Source organism: Heliophilum fasciatum (assembly GCF_004341395.1).
Lineage (GTDB): Bacteria > Bacillota > Desulfitobacteriia > Heliobacteriales > Heliobacteriaceae > Heliophilum > Heliophilum fasciatum.
Genome location: NZ_SLXT01000008.1, coordinates 13,597 through 37,257 on the forward strand (window position 1 = coordinate 13,597; position 23,661 = coordinate 37,257).

The following is a 23,661-nucleotide window of genomic DNA, read 5'->3' on the forward strand; positions in this document are numbered from 1 at the left end:
AACGGTGGCCAAAGAAAAAACTCGGTTTTTTTGCAAAGAATGTGGACAAGAATCACTGAAATGGATGGGACGCTGCCCCGGTTGTGACGCATGGAACTCGCTCGTCGAAGAAAAGGTCGCCAAAGCATCGCCGGCACCGCGCTACGGCATCCAGGGCCAGGGCGCACCGGGACGTTCCGCCCCTGTCCATATTGACGCAGCCGAAGCCGGTGAAAGCTTACGCTTCTCTACAGGCATTCAAGAGTTGGATCGTGTGCTCGGTGGCGGCATTGTTGAAGGTTCGCTGACGCTGCTCGCCGGTGATCCGGGCATCGGAAAGTCCACATTGTTGTTACAGGTAGCTGAAAAAATCGCGGCCCAAGGCCGAACGGTTTTATATATTTCCGGTGAAGAGTCGATTCAACAAGTGAAAATGCGGGCGCATCGTTTAGGTGTGCGCGACGTGCCGCTGTACTTGCTGGCCGAAACGGACATCGAAGCGATGAGCGAAGCCATTGTCAAGACAGGGCCAAAGTGGGTCGTTGTCGACTCGATCCAAACGGCCTACTGGGCGACACTGGGTTCGGCACCGGGCAACGTAGCGCAAGTGCGCGAATGTGCGGCGCATCTCTTGCGGATCGCCAAGGATCTTTCGATTGCCATTACGCTGGTCGGCCATGTGACCAAAGAGGGCTCCATTGCCGGACCTCGTGTGTTGGAACATATGGTTGACGCCGTACTTTATTTGGAAGGAGAGCGTAACTACCCTTACCGGGTTTTGCGCGGCGTGAAAAATCGCTTTGGCTCCACCAATGAGTTAGGGATTTTTGAAATGCGCGGCGAAGGGATGGCCGAAGTGGCCAATCCATCAGCCTTTTTTCTGGCCGAGCGCACGCAAGGGGTGGCCGGATCGGTGGTCGTACCTTGCCTGGAAGGCACCCGCACGGTGCTGGTCGAGATCCAAGCCCTCGTCACGCCGACGGCTTTCGGACAAGCGCGGCGCATGGCGACCGGGTTGGATTACAATCGCACGGTCTTGCTGGCGGCCGTGCTGGACAAGCGGGTCGGGTTGCATTTGGGCCAGCAAGATATTTATGTCAACGTGGCCGGGGGCCTCAAGATCATGGAGCCGGCGGCTGATCTGGGCGTCGTCGTGGCCATCGCTTCCGGCTGGCGCAATCGCTCGGCCGATCCGGAGTGTGTGGTTTTCGGGGAAGTGGGCCTGACTGGGGAAGTGCGCGCCGTTGCTCACCTGGAAAAACGGGTCAAGGAAGCGGCCAAATTAGGATTTAAGCGCTGTATCTGTCCGCAGCAAAACCGCAAGTATTGGAAAGATGCCATCGATACCGTCGACATGGAAGTGATCGGCGTGAATACGGTCGATGAGGCCTTAGTGGCTGCCTTGGGCAGTTAAGGCACCAAATCGGTAAGGACTGCCCGGCCCTTCCAGACTTTCGCTTCCGCGATGACGTTGCCGGTTTGGCGGATCCGTTCCTCATATTCGCCGCCGGTTCCTTCCGGAACATAGAAACTTTCCAAGCCATAGTTCACACGGATGAAGCGATGCAGCGGCACATCGGCTTCCGGTTTTTTCTCAAACGCCCAGGTTTCCGGGTTTTCCGGCGGGCCGGGAGGGCGTCGAAAGGCGTAGACGATTTTCCCGCGCAGCAGCACTTGATCGTCAGCGAGGGCCGGCGGATTGCGATAGATGCCAATGGCTTGATGCAGCCCGTTTTGCGGCGTCAAAAGCGCATAGACCGATGTGCCGCTGAGCGCTTCTGCTTCATCTTCGCTTGCTTCTTCGGTAATCAGGTCATTCGGCATTTCTTGCAGGTCCACTTCTGAAAAGGGATAGCCCAGCGCCACATAATCGCCCATGAAAAGATTACGAGGGTCAATGGGCAGTGTTTGCAGGCGGATCGTTGTGCCTTGATCGATGATCCAGTAATGGCTTCCGGCGAGAGCGAGGAGAACGAGGACTTGGAAGCCGAGCAAGAGAGCCCAATAGCGGCGTTTCATCACGGCACCTCCCGGGTTTCATCAATCCAGTGACGTCGTTTGGATTCCAGGTAAAAGCCCAATACAAACAGCACGAGGCCGCCGCCGATGAAGAACAGCGATTTGTCGAAAAGCCCCCAAGCGAAACGTCCATAGGCATAAAGCACGGAAATGAGGAAGAAGGCAATGCCGAGGTTGATGGATAGAGCCCGGCGAAGATAACTGCCGCTTTGAATCAGGATGATGCTGGCGATGGCCAGGAGGATAACGGAGATAATATCGGCCCATGCCAAGAGGCTTGCGAGTTCCGGCGGCATCATGGTCGCTGTCGCCGGATCCGGTGATAGCGCATGAATTACGCTGATCCAGAGCGTCGATGCAGGTAAGCAAAAGAGGCTATAGGCGGCGGTTTCCGTGAAGCGACGGCGATCACCCAGCCAGGCGGCTAAAGAAAGCAGCAGCCAGCTTAACGCCAGGACGGAAGTTGTCGTGAGTGAGAGCGACGACCAGGCGGGCATTTCGGATGCTTGCACCAGTTGAATGATAAAGGTAGCCACCAGCAAAAGCGGTGTCGAAAACAAAAAGGTTTGCTTACGCCGCGCAAACCACTGTTCGCCGATCAAGCCGGCCAGGGGCAACAATCCAAGCCAGTGGAGGCTCAATTTTTGCTCGTTGAACATGGCTACCAGGACAAGCAGGCCGCAGAGGGTCGTTACGAATCGGATCCCGTACTGGTTGTGCCGGTAGGTGTACAGCACCAGAGTCGCTAGATAAACGGGGAAAAAGGCAAAACCGGTGACGAAGGAAGCCGTATGCTCACCGATATCGCTGAGATTGGCAAAGGTCAGGAGCGCGGCGGCCAGAAAGAAAAAGGCATGGTTGCCCGTAAGATGAGCGAGACCGGCGGCGCCGAGAAACCAAAGTCCCAGTCCGGTTGCATCGTAGGAACTGAGGTTGTACATCTGGCCGATGAGCCAGATACCGCCGCCGTAAGAGAGGACGCCCACAAAGAGTAACCCTTGGCCGAGCAGCGGATAGGTACGTCGCCCATTGGTCAGGCGGTGACCATAGGCTAGGTCGTAACCGACGGCGTAGAAAAGCAGCATCCAGGCGATGATCAGGCCCAAACGTACCGGACGGGTTAAGTCATCCCAGTTGGACGCGATAAACAGAATCGTGCCAAGGCCGACGAGAAGACCGGCAAACAGGAGAATCACCTTGGTGGAAGACCAAGCCGGTCGTTGATAGCGCGCTTGCAACATTTCTTTTTGTTCCTTCGAGATGATGCCTTCATCAAACCAGTGCTGGATTTCGCGCAGTAACCAGGAGCGGTCGAACATCACCAACACTCCTTTATCAATGTGGTCACAGCCAGATAACCATGGTGCTAATGATATTTTACACGATTTATGCTAAAAAGTCCGCGTCTCCTCTCGAATTGAGAAGAACGCGGACTTTTTAGTGGACACTTGGCGATGACGGCGATACGGAAGAAGGAGATAAGCGCATAAAGTGAGCGCCCGCTTGGCGAACGGCAAAGGGATCAGCCGGTGGTTGACTGTACCAGCCCCGTTGCTGCAACAAGGTGCTCATCTCGTGTTGATGCAGATACACTTCTTGCAAGCAAGTAAGCAAGTCCTCATGCAAGCGGGAACTGCCCGATTGGAGAAGCGCTTGGTGCAGTTGATCGCTGAGCGAGCGTAAGCTCAGGAAGGCGTCGAAGAAAAGATCCCGATCGAGCAGTTGATCCGATGATGTGGCGGCAGTGTTGAATAGTGCCGGTTGTGCCCCCTGCAGGGGAGGCGGGTTAAGCTGCTGCTGATGCAGTTGAGGGAACGCCGGATAGGGTTGCCCTGCCGGCGACTGTTGAAGAAAAGCCTCGGAGGGCTGTTGTACGGGCGGCAGTTCGGTCGCCATTTCATAGGCCAACTGCGGAGCCAACGTGCCATAGCCTGATGGCTGAGGAGACTGGGGATAACAAGCCGATGAAAGCATTTGCTGAGGGGGTGTGGTGTAGGCGGGGTACGGTGGTTGCAGGGACCCGTTGTAGATGGTTGGCACAGAAGGTTGCTGAGCGGACATGGTGCCGGCGAACTGAACCGGTGTAGGTGCCATGGCATACGCGAAGGGCATCGGCGGTTGTTGTGGCGGCGTCAAGGTAACAGGAACAGGTGGTTGTGGTGAAAGGGACTGTCCCGATGACGGCTGCGACTGACCCCCTTGGCCCGATTGTCCTGAATTTTGTTGAGACTGAGCAGACTGGTCCCCGCTCGCCGACGGGGACTGCCCGGGCGATGATTGCTGGGACTCCTGTTGTGGTTTGGCTTTGCGCAGTCGATAACCTTCGGACATCGATCAACCCTCTTTTCGTTACTGGGAAGGGGTGGGGCTTCCCCAGCAGTGTTGCAGCAAGCGAGCATATTGGCGTTCACACAGTTGGATGCCGCGATTTAATGTGGTTTGCAGTTGCAGATCGGTGCACCGCTGGCGATCACGCTGGTATTTTTGGGAGACATGAAGCAGCAAGATGAACAAGTCGGTCAGTTGCGTAAGGTCGGTCACAGTTAAGTGGGTTGTCGCATTTTGCGGGGGAGTGAGTGTCCAAGGAGCTTCCGATGGGGACGGATTACCAAGCGCTGGAGAAGACGTTATTCCTGATAAACCGGCCATTGAGCTCGATGAACCGACCAGCGAGTTCAATGAGCCGGCCGTTGCCAAAAAACCGGGTGATGCCTGCGCTGGAATGCTTAGCGGCGTTGGTTGCGGTGCAGGCGGAGTGATCATGTACATCGGCATTTGCGCTTGCGGAATGAGAGATGTCAGGGGAAGAACCTCCTTCGCTGGGGAACTGAATGCGTTATGATCAGGACAACTTGATCGGGAATGTGCTTAGATTTTGCCGATAGAAGAGGAACTATTCAATTGATTGTGTTCAAATGAATGAAAAAGAAAAAACGCGACAGCCCGCAGGCGATCGCGTTATCTAAGGAGTCTTTGGTTACGTCATATTAAACATACGCAAAGTCGAAATCTTGTTTTGTTCTTTTTGGAGAACGTCAGCGAGATCCAGGTCTAAACTGTGGCAGAGGGCGGTCAGATAGAAGAGTGATTTTCCCAGTTCGCGTTCAATGATATCGCGGCAGTTGGTACACAAGGTACCGTTTAGGTGGCTTTCGCGTAATTGTTTGAGGTCCGATAAGGATGCATCGGGAGGAAGAGGTGACTTTTCCGCGTTGATACTGACGCAGCCACAATCTGTTACCGCTTTTACGACAGCCCGATTGACACGAGCATTCGCTTCCTGAGACTTGGACAGGATATCCAAGATACTCTGGTGTCGAATTAGGTAATCTGCCACAGTATCCTGAAATTGTTGGCATGCCAAGTCTTTCATGCGTTAATGCACCTGCCTCTTTTCGGATGTTTGAGCCTATTATATCGACCCTAACCAGGGATTGTCAATCAAGGATGGGTGGATAAGAAAGGAAGGGCAATTGGGGTCACGATTGAGCATAAGGGGATGATAGACATTTAATGGTGAAAAATGGATTGTCCTTGCCAGTTCATATTGTTTTCCCGTATAATGATAATGAAACCATCCGAGAATATTAAAAATAAGGAGGTGAGATAATGTTTCAGAGAATTATGCAATGGGTTATTACGTTAGGAGCAGCAGCGGTAGGGTTTAAGGTGGGTTACAATCTTATCGCAGGAGGAAACCCGGTATTTGATTTATCTGGATATCCTGCGAAGCACTCATTTTTAGCTATTATAACGGTGATTCCTGGTATCTTAGTGTATCTGATTTCTCCATTTTTTCTTAAACGTTTTGTTGGGTTGACCAATTGGATGGAGCATCGCCTCCAGCGAACGCCGATGAATGAACTGGTCGGCGGTGCGATTGGTGTCATCGTGGGCTTGTTAATTGCCAATCTGCTCGATTCTTCTGTATCTAATTTACCGGTGTTAGGTGGGTATCTTTCGGTTTTTGTTTCCTTGGTCCTTGGGTATTTAGGCATGCGTGTGGGGATCAAAAAGCGCGACGAAGTCCAACTGCTGCTGGACATTTTGCCGAAACTGGCGCCCAAAGATAAGGAAGGGCAAAAAGAAAAGGAAAAGGAAACGGAAACGGCAAAAGAATTACCGACTGACGAGCGAGCCAGTTTGCCTGCACCAGCAGAAAAACTGGTGTTTAGTTGTGCCATGAAGGTCTTGGATACAAGCGTAATCATTGATGGGCGTATTGCCGATATCTGCAAGAGCGGATTTATCGACGGTACCTTGGTTATTCCGACGTTTGTCCTGGAAGAACTGCAACATATCGCTGATTCGTCGGACCTTTTAAAGCGCAATCGTGGTCGTCGTGGTTTGGATATCCTTAACAAGATCCGCAAGGAATTGGACGTGAAAGTCAAGATCGATCCAACGGACTATGAGGATCTTGCGGAAGTTGACTCGAAATTAGTTCGCCTTTGTCAGGAAACAGGCAGTCATATCGTGACCAACGACTATAACCTTAATAAAGTCGCAGAACTGCAAGGTGTTAAGGTGCTCAATATCAATGAACTGGCGAACGCGGTGAAGCCGGTGGTATTGCCTGGCGAAGAAATGGTTGTTCAAGTTGTCAAAGACGGCAAAGAACTCGGGCAAGGGGTGGCCTATTTGGATGACGGTACGATGATCGTTGTCGATGGCGGCAAACGCTTCATGGGCCAAACGATTTCTGTGATCGTCACCTCGGTGCTGCAAACAGCAGCCGGCCGGATGATTTTTGCCAAACCCAAAGCCGATGCGAAAAAATTGCCTGCACCGGCCATGAATGAGGTGAACGCGATTGTCTAACCCATCTTGTGCGGCATTGATTGTGGCCGCCGGGCGGGGCAAGCGCATGGGAGCGCCGAAGAATAAGGTTCTTTTACCGCTGCAGGGGAAACCGGTAATCTGGTGGACCCTGCAGGGATTTTTGACGCATCCTGCTGCTTTTGCACCGATCGTACTTGTTGTTGCTGAAGATGAATTGGCCTATATGGAAGGCCTGATTGCCGGCTTTGGTTGGGCCGATCAGGTGCGCTTGGTAGCCGGTGGTGCTGAACGCAGTGATTCGGTCCGAGCCGGATTGGCCTTGTTGGCGATGGACAGTTGCGAATGGGTGGCTGTGCACGACGGGGCACGGCCGCTTTTTTCGTCTGCGATGCTGACGCGCTGCCTGGAAAGTGCCCGCCAGCGTGGCTCGGCCGTAGCTGCTGTTCCCGTCAAAGACACGATCAAAAAGGCCGCGCCATCGGGTGAGGTGATCGATACGCCGACGCGGGATCAACTGTTCGGTATTCAAACACCGCAGATTTTCCGTTATGGGGAACTGGTTCGTGCCTATGACCGGCTTGGGCAAGCGCCGGTTACCGATGATGCCATGGTGATGGAGCGCGCCGGCCACCCTGTGTACTTAGCAGAAGGTGAATATGAAAATGTGAAACTGACGACGCCGGAAGACTTGGTCATCGCCGAAGCGATACTCGCTAAGCGGACCGGGGAAAGCCACGGGGTCGTTATGTCCCGTCTAGCCCCTCCGACCCGTGAAGCCGGAACGGCTCCGGATGATCCGGTGCGGATGCCGCGCGTCGGGTTAGGTTATGATGTGCATCGCTTGGTCGAAGCGCGCCCGTTGATTTTGGGTGGAGTCACGATCCCCTATCATCTGGGGCTGTTGGGCCATTCCGATGCCGATGTGTTGCTCCATGCAATCAAAGATGCCATTCTGGGCGCTGCCGGCATGGGCGATATCGGTCGCCATTTTCCCGACAGTGACCCTACCTACAAAGGTGCTTCCAGCATGATGCTCCTATCGGTCGTTGTAGATAAGCTGCGTCAAGCCAATATGAGGGTACAGCAAGTGGATGCCACCATCGTGGCGCAGCGCCCGAAATTGGCGCCTTATATTCCGGAAATGGTCGCGGGCATCGCTGCGACAATCGGTGTTGAGCCCTCCCGCATCAATGTTAAAGCGACCACGACCGAAGGTCTGGGGTTCACCGGCACCGGAGAAGGTATCGCCGCTTATGCGGTGGCGACCGTGCGATCAATGTAACCGTGAGATCAATGTAGTTGAAGATAATAAAGAATGAGTTATCATAAGGGAGTTTGAACATGACAGAACAGGTTCGCGTTCGTTTTGCACCAAGCCCCACCGGCCCTTTGCATATTGGCGGGGCACGGTCGGCATTGTTTAACTATTTGCTGGCCCGCCGCACCGGAGGGCAGTTTATTGTCCGCATTGAAGATACCGATCTGGAGCGCTCGTCTCGGGAAAGTGAGGAAAACATTCTTGACTCCCTGGCCTGGCTGGGCATCACCTGGGATGAAGGCGTTCGTGTCGGCGGGCCTCATGCACCATATCGCCAAACCGAGCGACTGAACACCTATCGAGATGCGGCGGATAAGTTGATCGCTGCCGGCAAAGCCTATCGCTGCTACTGCTCGGAAGAAGAGCTGGAAGCGGAACGGCAAGCCTTCAGTGAAAAAGGGGAACTGCCTCGCTACAGCGGTAAATGCCGTTGCTTGACACCGGACGATGAACAACGGTACCAAGCGGAAGGCCGCCGGCCGGTCCTGCGCTTTCGTGTGCCCGATGAAGGGGCTGTGGTCATCGACGATCAGGTGCGGGGACAAGTGACGTTTGAATGCGAAGGCATCGGTGACTTTATCATCGTCAAATCCGACGGGATCCCGACATATAACTTTGCTGTCGTCATCGACGACGCGTTGATGGATATTACCCACGTCGTTCGTGGTGAGGAACATCTCTCCAACACGCCGCGGCAAGTGTTGATCTATGAGGCCTTAGGTCTCAAACAGCCGCGCTTTGCCCATGTATCGTTGATTCTAGGCAAAGATCGCTCGAAGATGAGCAAACGCCATGGCTCTACGTCGGTTGTGGCGTACCAGTCCCAAGGCTACCTGCCGGAAGCGCTGATCAATTTCCTCGTTTTGCTGGGCTGGTCGCCGGCCGGAGAAGAAGAGATTTTTTCGCTGGAAGCGCTTTGCGAGCAGTTCTCCTTGGAGCGCGTTGCGAAAAGCCCGGCTGTTTTCGATGCCGATAAGCTCAACTGGCTCAACGGGATGTATATCCGCCAGGCGGCACCGGAGCGCATCCGCGATCTGGCGTTGCCCTTCTTAATCGAAGCGGGCTATGTACCGGCCGAGCCCGATGAAGTGATGGTCCAAAAAGTCGGCTTGATGGTGCAAGCCATTCAAGAGAAGCTGGTCAATCTCGGTGAAGTAACCACCATGGCACCGCTCTTTTTCGGTGAAACTGTTCAGTTTGAAAGCGAAGAAGCCAAAGCGGTACTGGCGGAAGAACAAGTGCCGGTCGTTTTGCAAGCGTTCCTACAAAAACTCACCGATGGTCGGGCTTTGGAACCGGGAACGATCAAAGCGATTTTCAAAGAGATCGGCAAGGAAACCAAGCATACTGGCCGCAAGGTCTTTATGCCGGTTCGCGTGGCCTTAACCGGCCAGATGCACGGTCCGGAATTGCATTTCCTGATCCCGGCACTGGGCAGTCACGTGGCTGAGGTGCGGGTGCGTACGACTGCCGCTGAAGCCGGTCTGGCCCTTTGATTGACGAGATCGGGTATTGCCCGTATAATGACACTAGGTGATTCTGAGAATTGCTCATCCAATAACGCAAAGACAAAGAGCGGAAGGACTGTCGAAGGTTCCTGGCCAGAGAGGGCGGACGTGGCTGAAAGCCGCCTAAGGAAAGTTCGACAGGAGTGCGTCCGGGAGTTGTCAGACTGAAACGAAAAGTAGGTCTGGCCGTGTGAGCTACGTTATCAGCTGCAAGTGCCTGTCACTTGCCTAAGATGGCATCATCAAGCGATGCCAAGCAGAGTGGAACCGCGAGAACCTTGCCTCTGTCTTCGGACGAGGCGGGGTTTTTTGTCTTTAGACGGAATCAGCGTGAAGGAGGCATGCTTGTGTTAGCACGTATACGCAAGGACTTACAAGTGATCTTTGAACGGGATCCGGCAGCGCGGTCAGTCTGGGAGATTGTGCTCTGCTATCCGGGGTTTCACGCCATTTTACTCCACCGTGTAGCCCATTGGCTCTACAAGAAGAAGTGGGTCGTGCTGGCGCGCTTTATCTCTCAGGTCAGCCGTTTTTTAACGGGGATTGAGATCCATCCCGGGGCCGTGATCGGCGAAGGCTTGTTTATTGATCATGGCTCGGGCGTCGTTATCGGGGAGACGGCGGAAGTCGGTGATAATGTGACCATTTATCAAGGCGTGACCTTAGGCGGCACCGGCAAAGAACAAGGCAAACGGCATCCGACGATTGGCAATAATGTCGTCGTTTCTTCCGGTGCCCGCGTGCTTGGTTCCATCACGATCGGCGACAATGTAAAAATCGGTTCTGGTTCGGTCGTCTTGCGGCCGGTACCACCCAACTGTACTGTCGTCGGGGTACCCGGCAAAATTGTCGTGCGGGAAGGCGTGAAGGTTCGCGGTGTGCACGATCCGATCGACCTGAATCAAGATCTTGCCGATCCGATGGCCGAAATGATTTTTTGTTTACAGCGTAAAATCAATCAACTTGAAGATCGCATCGCTCAATTGGAGGGAACAGAACATGAGTCTCCGGATCTACAACACGCTCGGTCGCAAGAAAGAAACATTTGTTCCGCGTAATCCTGGCAAAGTAGGCATGTATGTCTGCGGACCGACGACCTATGATCTTATTCATCTAGGCAATGCCCGCCCGCTCGTTGTCTTTGATACGATGCGTCGCTATTTGGAGTCGATCGGATATCAAGTGACCTATGTGCAGAACTTTACCGACATTGATGACAAAATCATCAATCGAGCCCAGGAGCGTGGCGAAGATCCGCTGGCACTGGCGGAGCGATATATTGGCGAGTATTTTACCGATGCGGCAGCGCTGCGTGTGCGGCCGGCCACGATTCAGCCCAAAGTCAGCGGGCACCTGCAAGAAATCATCACCATGATTGAGCAGCTTGTCGAAAAAAATCATGCCTACGTCGTCGATGGTGATGTTTATTTTTCGATTCCCAGTTTCCCATCGTACGGCAAACTGTCGGGGCGGGCGATGGATGATATGATCGCCGGCGCCCGAGTCGATGTGGATGCCCGCAAAGGCCATCCCATGGATTTTGCCTTATGGAAGGCAGCCAAACCCGGTGAACCGGCCTGGCCCAGCCCCTGGGGGCCGGGGCGCCCCGGCTGGCATATTGAATGCTCGGCCATGTCGGAAAAATACCTCGGGCAACAGTTCGACATTCACGGCGGCGGTCAAGATTTGATTTTTCCCCACCATGAAAATGAGATCGCCCAGTCCGAAGCCTGTTCCGGTGCGGAAAATATGGCAAAGTACTGGCTGCATAACGGTTTTATTACGATCAATCAAGAAAAGATGTCCAAATCGCTGGGGAATTTCTTTACGCTTCGTCAGATCCTGGCCAAGTTTCCCGGCGATGTGGTGCGCTATTACTTGTTGGCGACCCATTATCGCAGTCCCCTGGACTTTGATGATACCAAGCTCGCCACGGCGCAACGGAGTTTGCAACGGTTGCGCACGAGCCGCCGCTTGTTGACGGAAGCGCTGGCGTCCGGTCAAGGTGCACCGGCCAAAGAGGAAGCCATTCAAGCATTACAGCAAAGCGTCGATCAAGCACAAGCCGGGTTCCAGGCGGCCATGGATGATGACTTTAATACGGCCCTGGCGATCTCGCATTTGTTTGATTTAGCCAAAGAGATCAATGTATTTACGCAGCAAAACCAGGGCGGTGGCGAGACCGTCCTTACCGCTGCCGCCGAAACCTTTGATCGCTTGATGCAGGTGCTGGGATTGGAGGAGGTTACTGTGGATAACGTAAAAGATGAGCAAGAGACGAAGCTGCTGGAGGGTGTGATGGCCTTGGTGCTGCGTTTACGGGCGGAAGCGCGGCAAAAGAAAGACTGGGCGACGGCCGATGCGATCCGTGACGGCTTAAAAGAAGTGGGCATCGTCATGGAAGATACACCGCAAGGCACCCGTTGGCTCAAAGCGTAGTCATGGAAAAAGCGGAAACGGTGAACCGGACGGCCCACAAGGCACCGGCGGATTTTCCTTCCCCGCTGGCTATGGCTTATTTGGGTGATGCCTATTACGAGGTATTTGTGCGCCGGTTTTTGATTGATGCGGGGCTAGTCAAGGTCAATGAACTGCATCGCCAGGCGGTTCGGTTGGTCTGTGCCAATGCCCAAGATCAACTGCTCCGCTGGCTGGAACCGCAACTCGATGAAACGGAAAAAGACTGGGTCCGTCGCGGGCGCAACGCCAATTCCGGCCGTTGCCCCGCCTCGACCGATATTGCTACGTACCGGCGCGCCACCGGTTTTGAATGCCTTGTGGGCTACTGGTCCTTGACATTGCCGGAGCGACTGGAATGCATTCGCCCCTATTTGGAGGAAATGGCGGGGGCGGCGGACCGAAAAGGAGAAATCCATGGACGTTAAACTGATTGCTCATACCACCATGCCGGAAAGCGTCGTTGCCGCAGCGGCCCGCCTTTGCTACTCCGCCGATGATCCACAAGATCTGCTGGCGGGGATGGACAGTGCCAAGACAGGCGCCCTTGTCGATAAGCTCGCTTCGATGGGGCACTTGTCGCCCTTTGAACATGCCAATTTTACTTTCGCCATCAGTGGCATCTCCCGGGCCACAAGCCACCAACTGGTACGCCATCGCATCGCCAGTTACAGCCAGCGATCGCAGCGTTATGTGCGCGAGACGGACTTTGACTATGTGGTGCCGCCGCGCATTGCCCAATCGCCTGAGGGGCAGGCGAAGTTTGTTCGCTTGATGGACGAGATTGCCCGGGCCTATGCAGAATTGGCCACCGTCGTGCCACCGGAAGACGCTCGCTATGTCCTGCCCAATGCCTGTACGACGGCCATTGTATGTTCCATGAATACACGCAGTTTACACAACTTTTTTGCCCACCGCCTCTGTCGGCGAGCGCAGTGGGAAATCCGGGAATTGGCCGAGAAGATGCTGGCCCAAGTGAAGGAAGTAGCCCCTGCCCTGTTTACCGGGGCCGGTGCACCCTGTGAGACCAGCGGGACGTGCCCGGAAGGGGCCATGACCTGCGGATATCTTGAGGCTAAGCGCATGAAAGAAAGGGCGCCAAAGTAAGATGAAAAGAGAACACAACAAAGCATTCGGTCAGGGCAAAAAATCCAGTTTTTCGAAGCCCGCAGGATCATTTCGGAGTGAAAAGCCTTACGGCGGGCGTAGTGAAAAACCGTACGGTGCCGGCAATGAAAAGCCCTATGGCAACCGGAGTGAAAAGCCTTACGGCGGGCGCAGCGAAAAGCCCTACGGTGCCAGCAATGAAAAGCCCTATGGCAACCGAAGTGAAAAGCCTTACGGCGGGCGTAGCGAAAAGCCCTACGGTGCGGGCAGCGAAAAACCCTACGGTAGTCGTGGCGAGAAGCCTTTTAACGCTCGCGGTGAAAAGCCCTTTGGTACCCGCGGTGATAAACCCTATGGCTCACGCAGCGAGGGCCCTGCTGAACGCTCCTGGGGCGAGCGGGACGAGCGGCGCGGACCGCGGTTCAAACCAACGGGAGCGCCGGAAGAACGGCGTCAAAGCAGTGGCCGTACTGACTTTGGCCGCGGCGAAAAACGCCCCTATAAAGGCACAGAAGAGCGTCGTGAGGGCGCGCCTTCACGGCGGATCATGCCCCGCGACGAGTTCGCTCGGGAAGAATCACGGGAAACCTTTGCGCCTCGGCGCACTACCCGGCCGGTCATCGATGGCTCGGGTGTTCCTGTGCGCCCTGCGGTGGAAACCAACGAAGAAGAACAACGGGAAGATCTGCTGGAAGGTCGTCATCCTGTTCTGGCTGCGCTCAAAGCAGGACGGCCGGTCAACCGGCTTTTTGTTGCCAAAGGCGTACAGGAAGGTTCAATGCGGGAAATTCTGGCCGTCGCCCGTGACAAAGGGATACCGATCACGGAAGTGGACCGCCGAGCACTAGATGCCCAAGCACCGTCACGGGGACACCAAGGCGTGATGGCGCAAGTTGCGCCTGTTCCTTATGTGGAAGTGGAAACCATCCTGGAGCGTGCCCAAAGCCGTGGCGAAGCACCCTTTGTCCTCATCCTGGACGGCATGGAAGATCCCCACAATGTAGGCGCCCTTTTACGCACCGCTGAATGCGCCGGTGTGCACGGTGTGATCTTACCGAAGCGTCGCGGCGTCGCCCTGACCAGCACCGTAGCCAAAGCAGCGGCCGGTGCGATTGAGCATATTCCGATTGCCCGAGTGACCAACTTAGTGCAAACCGTGGCCTATCTAAAAGAACAAGGTCTTTGGGTGATCGGCAGCGACAGTGAAGCGCCAGCGCCCTATCATGCCCAGGATTTCACCGGGCCCGTGGCCATCGTCGTTGGCGGCGAAGGCAAAGGCGTATCGCGGCTCCTGCAGGAGAAGTGTGATTTTCTCGTGGCCATACCCATGGCCGGGCAAGTCTCCTCGCTCAATGCGTCCGTCGCCGGTGCCCTGTTGATGTATGAACGGGCACGCCAGCAAAATCAAAAAGCGACCTCACCTGCATCAACGACCTGATGCGCCATGAAAGAATTGATACTGGTGGATGGCTACAATGCATTAAATGCGTGGCCATCCCTCCATTCCTTGCGCAAAACCAATTTTGAGCATGCCCGGGATAAGTTCCTTGAGATTCTGGAGGAATATGCAGCGCTCCGTTCGATCCAGATGATCGTGGTGTTTGATGCCCATTTGGTACGCGGGGGGCAAGAGCGCGTGGAGAAAAAAGCCCATCTCACCGTCGTCTTCACGCGCGAACACGAAACGGCCGATCGTTTTATTGAACGATGGTTAGGCCGTCGCCCCTTGCGAACCCATGTGTGGGTGGCGACCGGTGACGGCGTTGAACAAGCGATGGCCCTGGGCAAAGGCGCCTGCCGGATGCCGATTCGTGAGTTATATACACAAGTTCAATCCAGCATGGTGGAAAAAAAGCAACGACTACCACGGGATTTGCGTGACATCCGCTTAGACGGACGAATTGAAGACTCGGTTCGTCAAAAACTGGAAAAAATGCGACGTGGTGGCTAAACAACCGCTGAAAAGGGAATCAATGGACCACAGGAGTCCTTGACGCTCAAAAAGCCCTTCAGGTATAATAATATCGTTGCATGGGGACAAACCTGCCTGGACCCATCCAGGCGCTTAGATGAATATCGTGGGGACTGGCGTTTTGATGGGCTATTCAGATGGTGGGGGCGATTGGCGTGAGTATGTTGGCGCGAAAAGAAGTGGTGGAAGATCTGGAACAGCTCGTCGATGAGCGTATCGTAGAAATGGCCAAAGACGGTCGTGAAGAAGCGATAGAGTTCTTGATCAACAAGTATAAGAATTTTGTCCGTGCCAAAGCGCGGTCCTATTTTCTTATTGGTGCCGATCGGGAAGACATCATTCAAGAAGGCATGATCGGTCTATACAAAGCGATTCGCGATTTTCGATGCGACAAGCTTTCCTCGTTTCGCGCATTTGCAGAGCTATGCATTACGCGCCAAATTATCACAGCGATTAAGACTGCTACAAGACAAAAGCACATTCCGTTGAATTCCTACGTTTCATTGAACAAACCAATCTATGATGAAGATTCCGATCGCACACTGCTCGATGTGATCTCCGGTACGAAAATTACCGATCCGGAAGAACTGATCATCAGCCGAGAGGAATTCGACGACATCGAAGAAAAAATGGGTGAGATCCTTAGCTCCCTCGAGTGGAAAGTACTTATGTCCTATCTGGAGGGTAAATCCTATCAGGAGATCGCCATTGATCTGAAACGCCATGTGAAGTCGATCGACAATGCGTTGCAGCGGGTCAAACGAAAATTAGAAAAATACTTAGAAAATCGTGATGAAGAACGAGGACCCGGTGAAATCGGGGCCAGCAAAGAACGATGTGTCGAACGGGAAATGCGGCTTTTTTCCAAAGAAGCAATTGACCAATAAGCGAGCGATTCATCCACCCGGCGCCGGGTGGTTTTTGTTTTCTCACAAACCGCCCGGGTACGTTGTTGACAAGTGCATATAGCTATGATAGAATCGGCAAGGTAATGGGTAAAAATAGACCACTGTAACGGGTGGCTTTCCGAAAGCAACAGGGGAGGTGTCGAATATGCGCGTAGGGGTTACCCTGGCTTGCACCGAGTGCAAACGCCGAAACTATATGACCAACAAAAACAAGAAAAACGATCCAGATCGTCTGGAAGTGAAAAAGTACTGTAAGTGGTGCAAGACCCACACGGCTCACAAAGAGACGAAGTAGGGTCTTTTTTCGCACGGTTTTGCAGCGCTTCAATCAAAGGAAGGGATTCCTTGTGGGCGAACTCAAAAAACTAGATAGGCCGGAGCGGACCGAAAAAGGAGATTTGCAGGCGAAAGCTGTCTCCACCAAAGAAACGGTCAAGAAAGCAGAACCGGCGAAAGATGTCGCAAAAAAAACGGAATCGGCGAAAAAACCGGTGCCGGCTAGTAGCGACAAAGCAAAAAGCAAGAATTTCGCCAAAGGTGTAGTCAGCGAAGTAAAAAAAGTGCACTGGCCGACGAAGGACGAAGTCGTCACCTATACCGGTGTCGTACTGGCGTCTGTCGTGGTTGTGGCTGCCCTGATTTTTGTCATTGATTCAGCACTCGGTCTTGCTTTAAAGCAGGTAATTAAATAGATGGAAAAGCAATGGTACGTCATTCATACCTATTCTGGGTATGAAAACAAAGTCAAAGCGAACCTTGAGCGCCGTGTTGAATCCATGAACATGGAGGACAAGATCTTTCGGATCATGGTTCCCATGGAAGATGAAGTGGAACTCAAAAACGGTAAGCGTAAAGTTACGAAGCGCAAGGTGTTTCCAGGCTATGTGCTCGTCGAGATGATCATGACCGACGATTCCTGGTATGTGGTTCGCAACACACCAGGGGTGACCGGCTTTGTCGGCACCGGCACCAAACCAATCCCGTTGCAAGCGGGAGAGGTATCCTATATCCTCAAGACCATGGGTCTCGAGGAAGCGCGTACGAAGATAGAATTTGAATTAGGGCAAAACGTGCGTGTCAACAACGGCCCTTTTCAAAATTTTGTGGGTACCATTGAAGGTATTCAACCTGAAAAAGGCAAGCTGAAAGTACTTGTATCTATGTTCGGACGGGAAACACCGGTAGAGCTCGACTTTGCCCAAGTGGAGAAACTGTCCTAATCACGATAGATGCAGCTTTTTGCTCATAAAACCCTAACGAAGAAATGACCATACCAATCAAAGGAGGTGGCATTCCACCATGGCAAAAAAAGTAGTTGCAGTTGTGAAGTTACAGTGTCCAGCCGGTAAGGCGAACCCGGCACCTCCCGTAGGTCCGGCGCTCGGTCAACACGGCGTGAACATTATGGCTTTTTGTAAGCAATACAACGAGCAAACGGCAGCCCAAGCAGGACTGATCATCCCGGTTGAAATCACCGTCTATGAGGATCGCTCCTTTACCTTTATCACCAAAACGCCGCCCGCTGCTGTGTTGCTCAAAAAAGCAGCCGGTATCGAAACGGCTTCCGGCACCCCCAACAAGAAAAAAGTTGGCAAAGTCGGCCGTGCGAAAGTCAAAGAAATCGCGGAACTGAAAATGAAAGACCTCAATGCAGCCAGCATTGAAGCCGCGATGAGCATGATCGAAGGCACCGCTCGCAGCATGGGTATCGAAATCGAAGGCTAACCGCCAAACCAGATAAGCCGCCTTGGCGGCGATAAGTACGTGGGAGAAAGCAGCGCTTTCGCCAAAACCACAAGGAGGAAGACCCATGGCCAAACACGGCAAAAAGTACACTGACAGCCTGAAGCTGTATCAAATCGATGAAGTATATGAAGCGCCTGAGGCTGTTGGCCTTGTCAAACAAATGGCCAAAGCCAAATTTGACGAGACCGTCGAAGCCGCTTTCCGGCTTGGTGTCGATCCGCGCCATGCTGATCAAATGATCCGCGGCGCCGTTGTTCTCCCCCATGGCACCGGCAAGACCCAAAAAGTCGTTGTCTTTGCCAAAGGGGACAAAGCAAAAGAAGCAGAGGCAGCCGGTGCTGATGTTGTTGGCGCCGAAGACCTCATTGAAAAAATCCAGGGCGGCTGGTTCGACTTTGATGTCGCCGTTGCTACTCCGGATGTCATGGGCATGGTCGGTAAACTCGGTCGTCTTTTGGGACCCAAAGGCTTGATGCCGAACCCGAAAACCGGAACGGTCACTTTTGATGTCACTCGGGCATTGCAAGAGATCAAAGCCGGTAAGATCGAGTACCGTGTTGATAAAACCGGTATCATTCATGCACCGATCGGCAAAATCTCCTTTGATACGCAAAAGCTTCTGGAAAACTACCAGACGCTGCTGGACGTGCTGCTCAAAGCCAAACCGGCAGCAGCCAAAGGGCAATACGTGAAGAGCATCACTGTTTCTTCAACCATGAGCCCTGGCGTGCGTATCAATCCGCTCAAACCACATGCGGTGCAGGTACAACAGTAAGCCTTGACAAGATCGGGTGTTATGTACTATACTAGCATCCGTTACCAACGATATAGCAAGCCCCGCTGTAGACAGCAGGTGTCGTAGCAATACGACCGAAGGCCGAAGCGCCTGCCGAGGTGGATGATTGGGTAAATGAAAAGAAAAGTATTTTGCTTTTCTCTTGATATCCTTTTGTCTTCAAACCTCTGCTGTTTACAGCAGAGGTTTTTTGCTTACCCAACAAAGGGGGTGAAACTACCCACATGACGTATAAACCTGAAAAAGTTGCTGCCATAGCTGAGTTACAAGAGAAACTGCAAAAAGCACAATCTTGTGTCTTGGTCAACCTGAAAGGCATGACCGTTGCGGAAGCGACCCAACTGCGCTCCAAACTGCGTGCAGCCGGTGTTGAACTGAGCGTTTGCAAAAACACGTTGTTAGGGATTGCTGCCAAACAAGTCGGAATTGAGGGCCTGGATACCTATCTGGCCGGTCCGACGGCAATTGCGTTCAGCATGAACGATCCCGTGTCCGCAGCGAAAATCATCTCCGAGTTCTTGAAAAACATCAAGGGCAAAGAGTATGAGATCAAAGCCGGTATCATCGACGGTAAAGTGATTACGGCTGACGAGGTCAAAGTATTGGCCGACCTGCCGCCGCGCGAAGTCCTCTTGGCCCAAGTGCTGGCCGGTATCCAAGGTCCCTTGGTCGGTCTGGTCAACGTCCTGCAAGGTCCGATCCGCAAGTTTGCATACGCGCTGGAAGACCTCCGCAAACAACGCGAAAGCGCCTAAGCGCCGCTGCGTTACTGTACCTAAGTGCCTAACAATGTAGGCTAACTAATGAAAGAATAAAAATATGGAGGAATCGCTTACCATGAGTAAAATCGCTGAAATTATCGAAGCGGTGAAAGGCCTCACCGTTGTTGAACTGGCCGAACTGGTTAAAGCTTTCGAAGAAGAATTTGGCGTATCCGCCGCTGCTCCTGTCGCTGTCGCTGCTGCTGCTCCTGCTGCCGCTGCTGCAGTTGTTGAAGAGCAAACTGAATTCGACGTTATCCTCACCGCTGCTGGCGACAAAAAAGTCAACGTCATCAAAGTCGTTCGCGAAATCACCGGTCTCGGCCTGAAAGAAGCCAAAGACCTCGTCGATGGCGCACCGAAAGCCGTCAAAGAAAAAGTCAGCAAAGAAGACGCCGAAGCCGTCAAAGCCAAACTGGTCGAAGCTGGCGCTACTGTCGAAGTGAAGTAATTCACCCTGTCGACATGAAAAACAGGGCGGGCCTATCCCGTCCTGTTTTTTTATCATTAGACTCGCTTGCATCTATTGACAAAGTATAACTTCAGTGGTAACGTTATAAATTGCGATCGTGTCTCTTCAGGTATGAACCATCACCATCGAAGAAAACAAAAAATGGGATAGTTCGCCAAAAAGAGGTTAAACTGTTCGATATGAGGGTGAACCTGAGGGTATGATTGACAGGACTCGCCGGGGAGGGAGCTGTTTGCCACAGGTGAAGTAAAGAAACCCAGTGTATCGAGGGGGACCAAGAATAGCCCCCCGGCTGGCGTTTTTTTTGTTTTTCCCATCACGAATCAAGAGGTGAAGACGGATGGTATATCCTGTGCAATGCGGGCCCCGCGAACGCTGGTCATTTGCTCGCATCCAGGAAGTCATGGACATGCCCAACCTGATCGAGATCCAGCAAAACTCGTACCGCTGGTTTTTAGAAGAAGGCCTGCGTGAAATGTTTCGCGATATTTCACCGATCCAGGACTTCACTGGCAACCTGATCCTCGAGTTTATTGACTATACCCTAGGGGATCCGAAGTACGAAGTTGAGGAATGTAAAGAGCGGGACGTAACCTTTTCAGCACCGTTGCGGGTTAAAGTGCGCCTGATCAACAAAGAAACAGGCGAAGTCAAAGAGCAAGAAGTCTTCATGGGCGATTTCCCCTTGATGACCGACAAAGGTACTTTTATCATCAACGGCGCGGAGCGCGTTATCGTTTCCCAGCTTGTTCGTTCACCGGGCGTTTATTTCCACGAAAACATTGATCCGCCGAGTGGTAAGAAAATGTACGGTTCTACGGTGATTCCGAACCGTGGAGCTTGGTTGGAATTTGAAACTGACATCAATGATAACATTTTTGTTCGCATAGACCGAACTCGGAAATTACCGGGTACGGTGCTTTTTCGCGCACTAGGCTATTCAACCAATGCCCAGATCAATGAACTGTTCCAAGACTATGATCGTTTGAACAGCATCCCGGTCACCTTAGAACGTGACAATACGGAAAACACCGAAGAAGCTTTGGTAGAAATCTACAAGCGACTGCGTCCCGGCGAACCGCCGACGGTAGACAGCGCGCGGAGCTTGCTCGAAACCTTGTTTTTCGATCCCAAGCGGTATGATTTGGCCAAAGTCGGTCGTTATAAATTAAATAAACGCCTGCAAGTCGATGCAGACCCGAATTTGCGTCACCTGACCAAAGAAGACATGATCGCCACAGTACGTCAGATGCTGGTCCTGATGGACGGCAACGGTCATGCAGACGATATTGACCATTTGGGCAACCGCCGCCTGCGCTCTGTCGGGGAACTGTTACAGAACCAGTTCCGCATCGGCTTATCGCGGATGGAGCGGGTGGTACGGGAGCGGATGACGATTCAGGATGTGGAAGTGATCACACCGCAAGTGCTGATCAATATCCGTCCTGTTGTCGCCGCCATCAAAGAGTTTTTTGGCTCCTCTCAGTTGTCCCAGTTTATGGATCAGACCAACCCGCTGGCGGAACTGACCCATAAACGGCGCTTATCAGCCCTAGGACCGGGCGGTCTTTCCCGGGAACGTGCCGGCTTTGAAGTTCGCGACGTTCACCACTCTCACTATGGCCGCATGTGCCCGATTGAAACGCCGGAAGGTCCGAACATCGGTCTCATCGGTTCGCTTTCTACGTATGCGCGGATCAATGAATTTGGGTTCATCGAAACGCCGTACCGTAAAGTCGATAAAGAAAACGGCCAGGTAACCGCCCAAATCGATTACCTGACGGCGGACGAAGAAGATAAATACACCGTTGCCCAAGCGAACGCACCCTTAGACGGTGAAGGGCGATTCCTGGAATCGAAGGTTAATGCCCGCCATGGTCATGACATCCTCGTCGTCGATACGAAACATGTCGATTACATGGACGTATCACCGAAACAGGTCGTTTCCATCGCCACCGCCTTGATTCCCTTCCTTGAGCACGATGACGCCAACCGCGCCCTCATGGGTGCCAACATGCAGCGGCAAGCCGTGCCTCTGTTGCGTACCGATGCTCCCTATGTCGGAACCGGTATGGAGTATAAAGCAGCCACCGATTCCGGTGTTGTGGCGCTCAGCGGTAAAGACGGTTATATTGACCGCGTAACCGCCGATGAAATCATCGTCAAAGGCCACGACGGGACCACCGAAAAACACAAGCTGCTCAAGTTTACCCGTTCCAACCAAGGAACCTGCATCAACCAAAAACCGATCTGCTATAAAGGCCAACCGGTCACGGTAGGCCAAACCATTGCCGACGGTCCTTCGACGGACCAAGGCGAACTGGCCTTGGGGCGCAACGTTCTCGTTGCCTTTATGACCTGGGAAGGTTATAACTACGAAGACGCGATCCTGGTCAATGAGAAGCTGGTCAAGGAAGATTACTTCACTTCGATTCACATTGAAGAGTATGAATGTGACTCCCGCGACACCAAGCTCGGTCCCGAAGAGATCACCCGCGACATTCCGAATGTCAGCGAAGATGTGCTTAAAGACCTGGACGACCGCGGCATTATCCGCGTCGGTGCGCAAGTGCGTCCCGGCGACATTCTCGTCGGTAAAGTAACCCCCAAAGGGGAAACGGAACTGACGGCCGAAGAGCGACTGCTGCGAGCCATCTTTGGTGAAAAAGCACGGGAAGTACGGGACACATCGCTCCGCGTACCTCACGGCGAAGCCGGTAAAATTGTCGACGTCAAAGTGTTTACACGGGAAAACGGCGACGAACTGGCGCCCGGCGTCAACCAACTCGTCCGTGTTTATATTGCCCAAAAGCGCAAAATCTCGCAGGGCGATAAAATGGCCGGACGCCACGGGAACAAAGGGGTTATTTCCCGCATCATGCCGGAAGAAGATATGCCCTTCCTTCCCGATGGCACACCCGTTGAGATCGTCCTGAATCCGCTGGGTGTTCCCTCACGGATGAACATCGGGCAGGTCCTGGAGTGTCACCTCGGTTGGGCGGCCAGCCACATGGATCGCGGCGTGCTTGCCGACGGCGCCCCCAGCGGTGATAAAGGTGTGCGCATTGCCACACCGGTCTTTGACGGTGCCACCGAAGAAGACATTTATGATTTTCTGCGTAGAGCCAAGCTGCCCGAGTTTACCGGTGTGGCGTTGGAAGACAGCCGCACCAAGTCGATGCGGGAAGTGCTTCCTAACGGCGTACTGCCTTTGGGCAAAACGGTGCTTTACGACGGACGTACCGGGGAACCTTTCGACAACCCGATCACCGTGGGCTATATGTACGTACTTAAACTGGCCCACCTGGTTGATGATAAAATTCACGCTCGTTCTACCGGACCCTACTCCTTGGTTACCCAGCAGCCCCTTGGCGGGAAAGCCCAGTTTGGCGGGCAGCGTTTTGGTGAGATGGAAGTATGGGCGCTGGAAGCGTACGGTGCTGCCTATACGCTCCAAGAAATTCTCACCGTTAAATCGGACGACGTCGTGGGCCGCGTAAAGACCTATGAAGCCATCGTCAAAGGTGAAAATATCCCTGAGCCGGGTGTGCCGGAGTCGTTCAAAGTCTTAATTAAAGAGTTGCAAAGCCTCTGTCTTGATGTGAAGATCCTTTCGGAAGATGAAAGAGAAATCGAAATCAAAGAAGTTGAGGAAGACGTAGCCGAAACCGCCAAAGAACTGGGTATTGACATCCAGGGCACTGAAAAAGTAGAAGCTGAACCGGCGGCACCACCGATGCCGGGTGAGCCCGTTGAAGAAGTGGAAGATGACTACGATGCCAGTTATCTCGACGATGCATTAGAAGAGCTGGAAGACCTATAAGTCGCTGGCAACC

General features: G+C 53.3%; 23 protein-coding genes, 1 pseudogene and 1 other annotated feature. Of the genes and pseudogenes, 19 read left to right on the forward strand and 5 right to left on the reverse strand.

Annotated elements, in window-relative coordinates; all coding sequences use genetic code 11:
* Positions 1–4: 4 nt before the first annotated feature.
* A complete protein-coding gene (gene radA / locus EDD73_RS05630) occupies positions 5–1,393 on the forward strand; it encodes a DNA repair protein RadA (protein ID WP_131918806.1) in 1,389 nt (462 codons plus the stop codon).
* Here the strand turns inward: radA and EDD73_RS05635 are convergent.
* The 5 genes from EDD73_RS05635 to EDD73_RS05655 all read right to left on the reverse strand — a co-directional run bounded on the left by EDD73_RS05635 (position 1,390) and on the right by EDD73_RS05655 (position 5,371).
* Positions 1,390–1,998 carry a GDYXXLXY domain-containing protein gene (locus tag EDD73_RS05635; RefSeq protein WP_131918807.1) on the reverse strand — a complete coding sequence of 203 codons (609 nt, stop codon included), beginning with the start codon at positions 1,996–1,998 and terminating at the stop codon, positions 1,390–1,392. The genes radA and EDD73_RS05635 overlap by 4 nt on opposite strands.
* Positions 1,998–3,317 (reverse strand): DUF2157 domain-containing protein, encoded by a 1,320-nt coding sequence (locus EDD73_RS05640; protein ID WP_131918808.1) that lies wholly within the window; start codon positions 3,315–3,317, stop codon positions 1,998–2,000. The genes EDD73_RS05635 and EDD73_RS05640 overlap by 1 nt, the downstream gene beginning before the upstream one ends.
* A gap of 118 nt (positions 3,318–3,435) precedes the next feature.
* On the reverse strand, positions 3,436–4,329 hold the full coding sequence (locus EDD73_RS05645; protein WP_131918809.1) for a spore coat protein: 894 nt from the start codon (positions 4,327–4,329) through the stop codon (positions 3,436–3,438).
* A gap of 18 nt (positions 4,330–4,347) precedes the next feature.
* A complete protein-coding gene (locus tag EDD73_RS05650; RefSeq protein WP_131918810.1) occupies positions 4,348–4,767 on the reverse strand; it encodes a hypothetical protein in 420 nt (139 codons plus the stop codon).
* Positions 4,768–4,975: 208 nt separating this feature from the next.
* Entirely contained in the window at positions 4,976–5,371 is a 396-nt protein-coding gene (locus tag EDD73_RS05655; protein WP_131918811.1) for a nucleoside triphosphate pyrophosphohydrolase family protein, read from the reverse strand.
* Positions 5,372–5,607: 236 nt separating this feature from the next.
* Between EDD73_RS05655 and EDD73_RS05660 the strand changes: the two genes are divergently transcribed.
* The 18 genes and pseudogenes from EDD73_RS05660 to rpoB all read left to right on the forward strand — a co-directional run bounded on the left by EDD73_RS05660 (position 5,608) and on the right by rpoB (position 23,648).
* Positions 5,608–6,819 (forward strand): PIN/TRAM domain-containing protein, encoded by a 1,212-nt coding sequence (locus EDD73_RS05660; RefSeq protein ID WP_131918812.1) that lies wholly within the window; start codon positions 5,608–5,610, stop codon positions 6,817–6,819.
* Complete coding sequence (gene ispD, locus EDD73_RS05665) at positions 6,812–8,062, forward strand: 2-C-methyl-D-erythritol 4-phosphate cytidylyltransferase (RefSeq protein ID WP_243116809.1); 1,251 nt, start codon at positions 6,812–6,814, stop codon at positions 8,060–8,062. Before EDD73_RS05660 ends, ispD begins: the two co-directional genes overlap by 8 nt.
* Before the next feature lie 59 nt (positions 8,063–8,121).
* Positions 8,122–9,594: a glutamate--tRNA ligase gene (gene gltX / locus EDD73_RS05670; protein ID WP_131918813.1), complete on the forward strand. Its 1,473-nt coding sequence runs from the start codon at positions 8,122–8,124 to the stop codon at positions 9,592–9,594.
* Between the two features lie 359 nt (positions 9,595–9,953).
* Complete coding sequence (gene cysE / locus EDD73_RS05675; RefSeq protein ID WP_131918814.1) at positions 9,954–10,664, forward strand: serine O-acetyltransferase; 711 nt, start codon at positions 9,954–9,956, stop codon at positions 10,662–10,664.
* Positions 10,606–12,045, forward strand: a complete 1,440-nt coding sequence (gene cysS / locus EDD73_RS05680) for a cysteine--tRNA ligase (RefSeq protein WP_131918815.1) — start codon at positions 10,606–10,608, stop codon at positions 12,043–12,045. The genes cysE and cysS overlap by 59 nt, the downstream gene beginning before the upstream one ends.
* Complete coding sequence (locus EDD73_RS05685) at positions 12,030–12,491, forward strand: Mini-ribonuclease 3 (protein ID WP_243116810.1); 462 nt, start codon at positions 12,030–12,032, stop codon at positions 12,489–12,491. The genes cysS and EDD73_RS05685 overlap by 16 nt, the downstream gene beginning before the upstream one ends.
* The gene (gene thyX, locus EDD73_RS05690; protein ID WP_131918816.1) at positions 12,481–13,170 is read left to right on the forward strand and encodes an FAD-dependent thymidylate synthase; all 690 of its coding nucleotides are present in this window, start codon (positions 12,481–12,483) and stop codon (positions 13,168–13,170) included. Before EDD73_RS05685 ends, thyX begins: the two co-directional genes overlap by 11 nt.
* A 1-nt stretch (position 13,171) precedes the next feature.
* Complete coding sequence (gene rlmB, locus EDD73_RS15210; RefSeq protein WP_243116811.1) at positions 13,172–14,608, forward strand: 23S rRNA (guanosine(2251)-2'-O)-methyltransferase RlmB; 1,437 nt, start codon at positions 13,172–13,174, stop codon at positions 14,606–14,608.
* Positions 14,609–14,614: 6 nt separating this feature from the next.
* Positions 14,615–15,121, forward strand: coding sequence for an NYN domain-containing protein (locus tag EDD73_RS05700; protein ID WP_131918817.1), 507 nt, complete (start codon positions 14,615–14,617; stop codon positions 15,119–15,121).
* Between the two features lie 182 nt (positions 15,122–15,303).
* Positions 15,304–15,936 (forward strand): annotated as a pseudogene (sigH, locus tag EDD73_RS05705) (RNA polymerase sporulation sigma factor SigH); the annotation flags it as partial.
* Between the two features lie 259 nt (positions 15,937–16,195).
* On the forward strand, positions 16,196–16,345 hold the full coding sequence (rpmG, locus tag EDD73_RS05710) for a 50S ribosomal protein L33 (RefSeq protein WP_131918819.1): 150 nt from the start codon (positions 16,196–16,198) through the stop codon (positions 16,343–16,345).
* Between the two features lie 52 nt (positions 16,346–16,397).
* Entirely contained in the window at positions 16,398–16,742 is a 345-nt protein-coding gene (gene secE / locus EDD73_RS05715; protein WP_165876347.1) for a preprotein translocase subunit SecE, read from the forward strand.
* On the forward strand, positions 16,743–17,270 hold the full coding sequence (nusG, locus tag EDD73_RS05720) for a transcription termination/antitermination protein NusG (RefSeq protein WP_131918821.1): 528 nt from the start codon (positions 16,743–16,745) through the stop codon (positions 17,268–17,270).
* A gap of 79 nt (positions 17,271–17,349) precedes the next feature.
* A complete protein-coding gene (gene rplK, locus EDD73_RS05725; protein WP_131918822.1) occupies positions 17,350–17,775 on the forward strand; it encodes a 50S ribosomal protein L11 in 426 nt (141 codons plus the stop codon).
* Between the two features lie 85 nt (positions 17,776–17,860).
* A complete protein-coding gene (gene rplA, locus EDD73_RS05730) occupies positions 17,861–18,571 on the forward strand; it encodes a 50S ribosomal protein L1 (RefSeq protein ID WP_131918823.1) in 711 nt (236 codons plus the stop codon).
* Positions 18,572–18,618: 47 nt separating this feature from the next.
* Positions 18,619–18,793: a sequence feature (ribosomal protein L10 leader region), on the forward strand.
* 23 nt (positions 18,794–18,816) lie between these two features.
* Positions 18,817–19,347, forward strand: a complete 531-nt coding sequence (gene rplJ, locus EDD73_RS05735) for a 50S ribosomal protein L10 (protein WP_131918824.1) — start codon at positions 18,817–18,819, stop codon at positions 19,345–19,347.
* Between the two features lie 82 nt (positions 19,348–19,429).
* Positions 19,430–19,804 (forward strand): 50S ribosomal protein L7/L12, encoded by a 375-nt coding sequence (gene rplL / locus EDD73_RS05740; protein ID WP_131918825.1) that lies wholly within the window; start codon positions 19,430–19,432, stop codon positions 19,802–19,804.
* Positions 19,805–20,165: 361 nt separating this feature from the next.
* Entirely contained in the window at positions 20,166–23,648 is a 3,483-nt protein-coding gene (gene rpoB / locus EDD73_RS05745; RefSeq protein WP_131918826.1) for a DNA-directed RNA polymerase subunit beta, read from the forward strand.
* Positions 23,649–23,661: the final 13 nt, after the last annotated feature.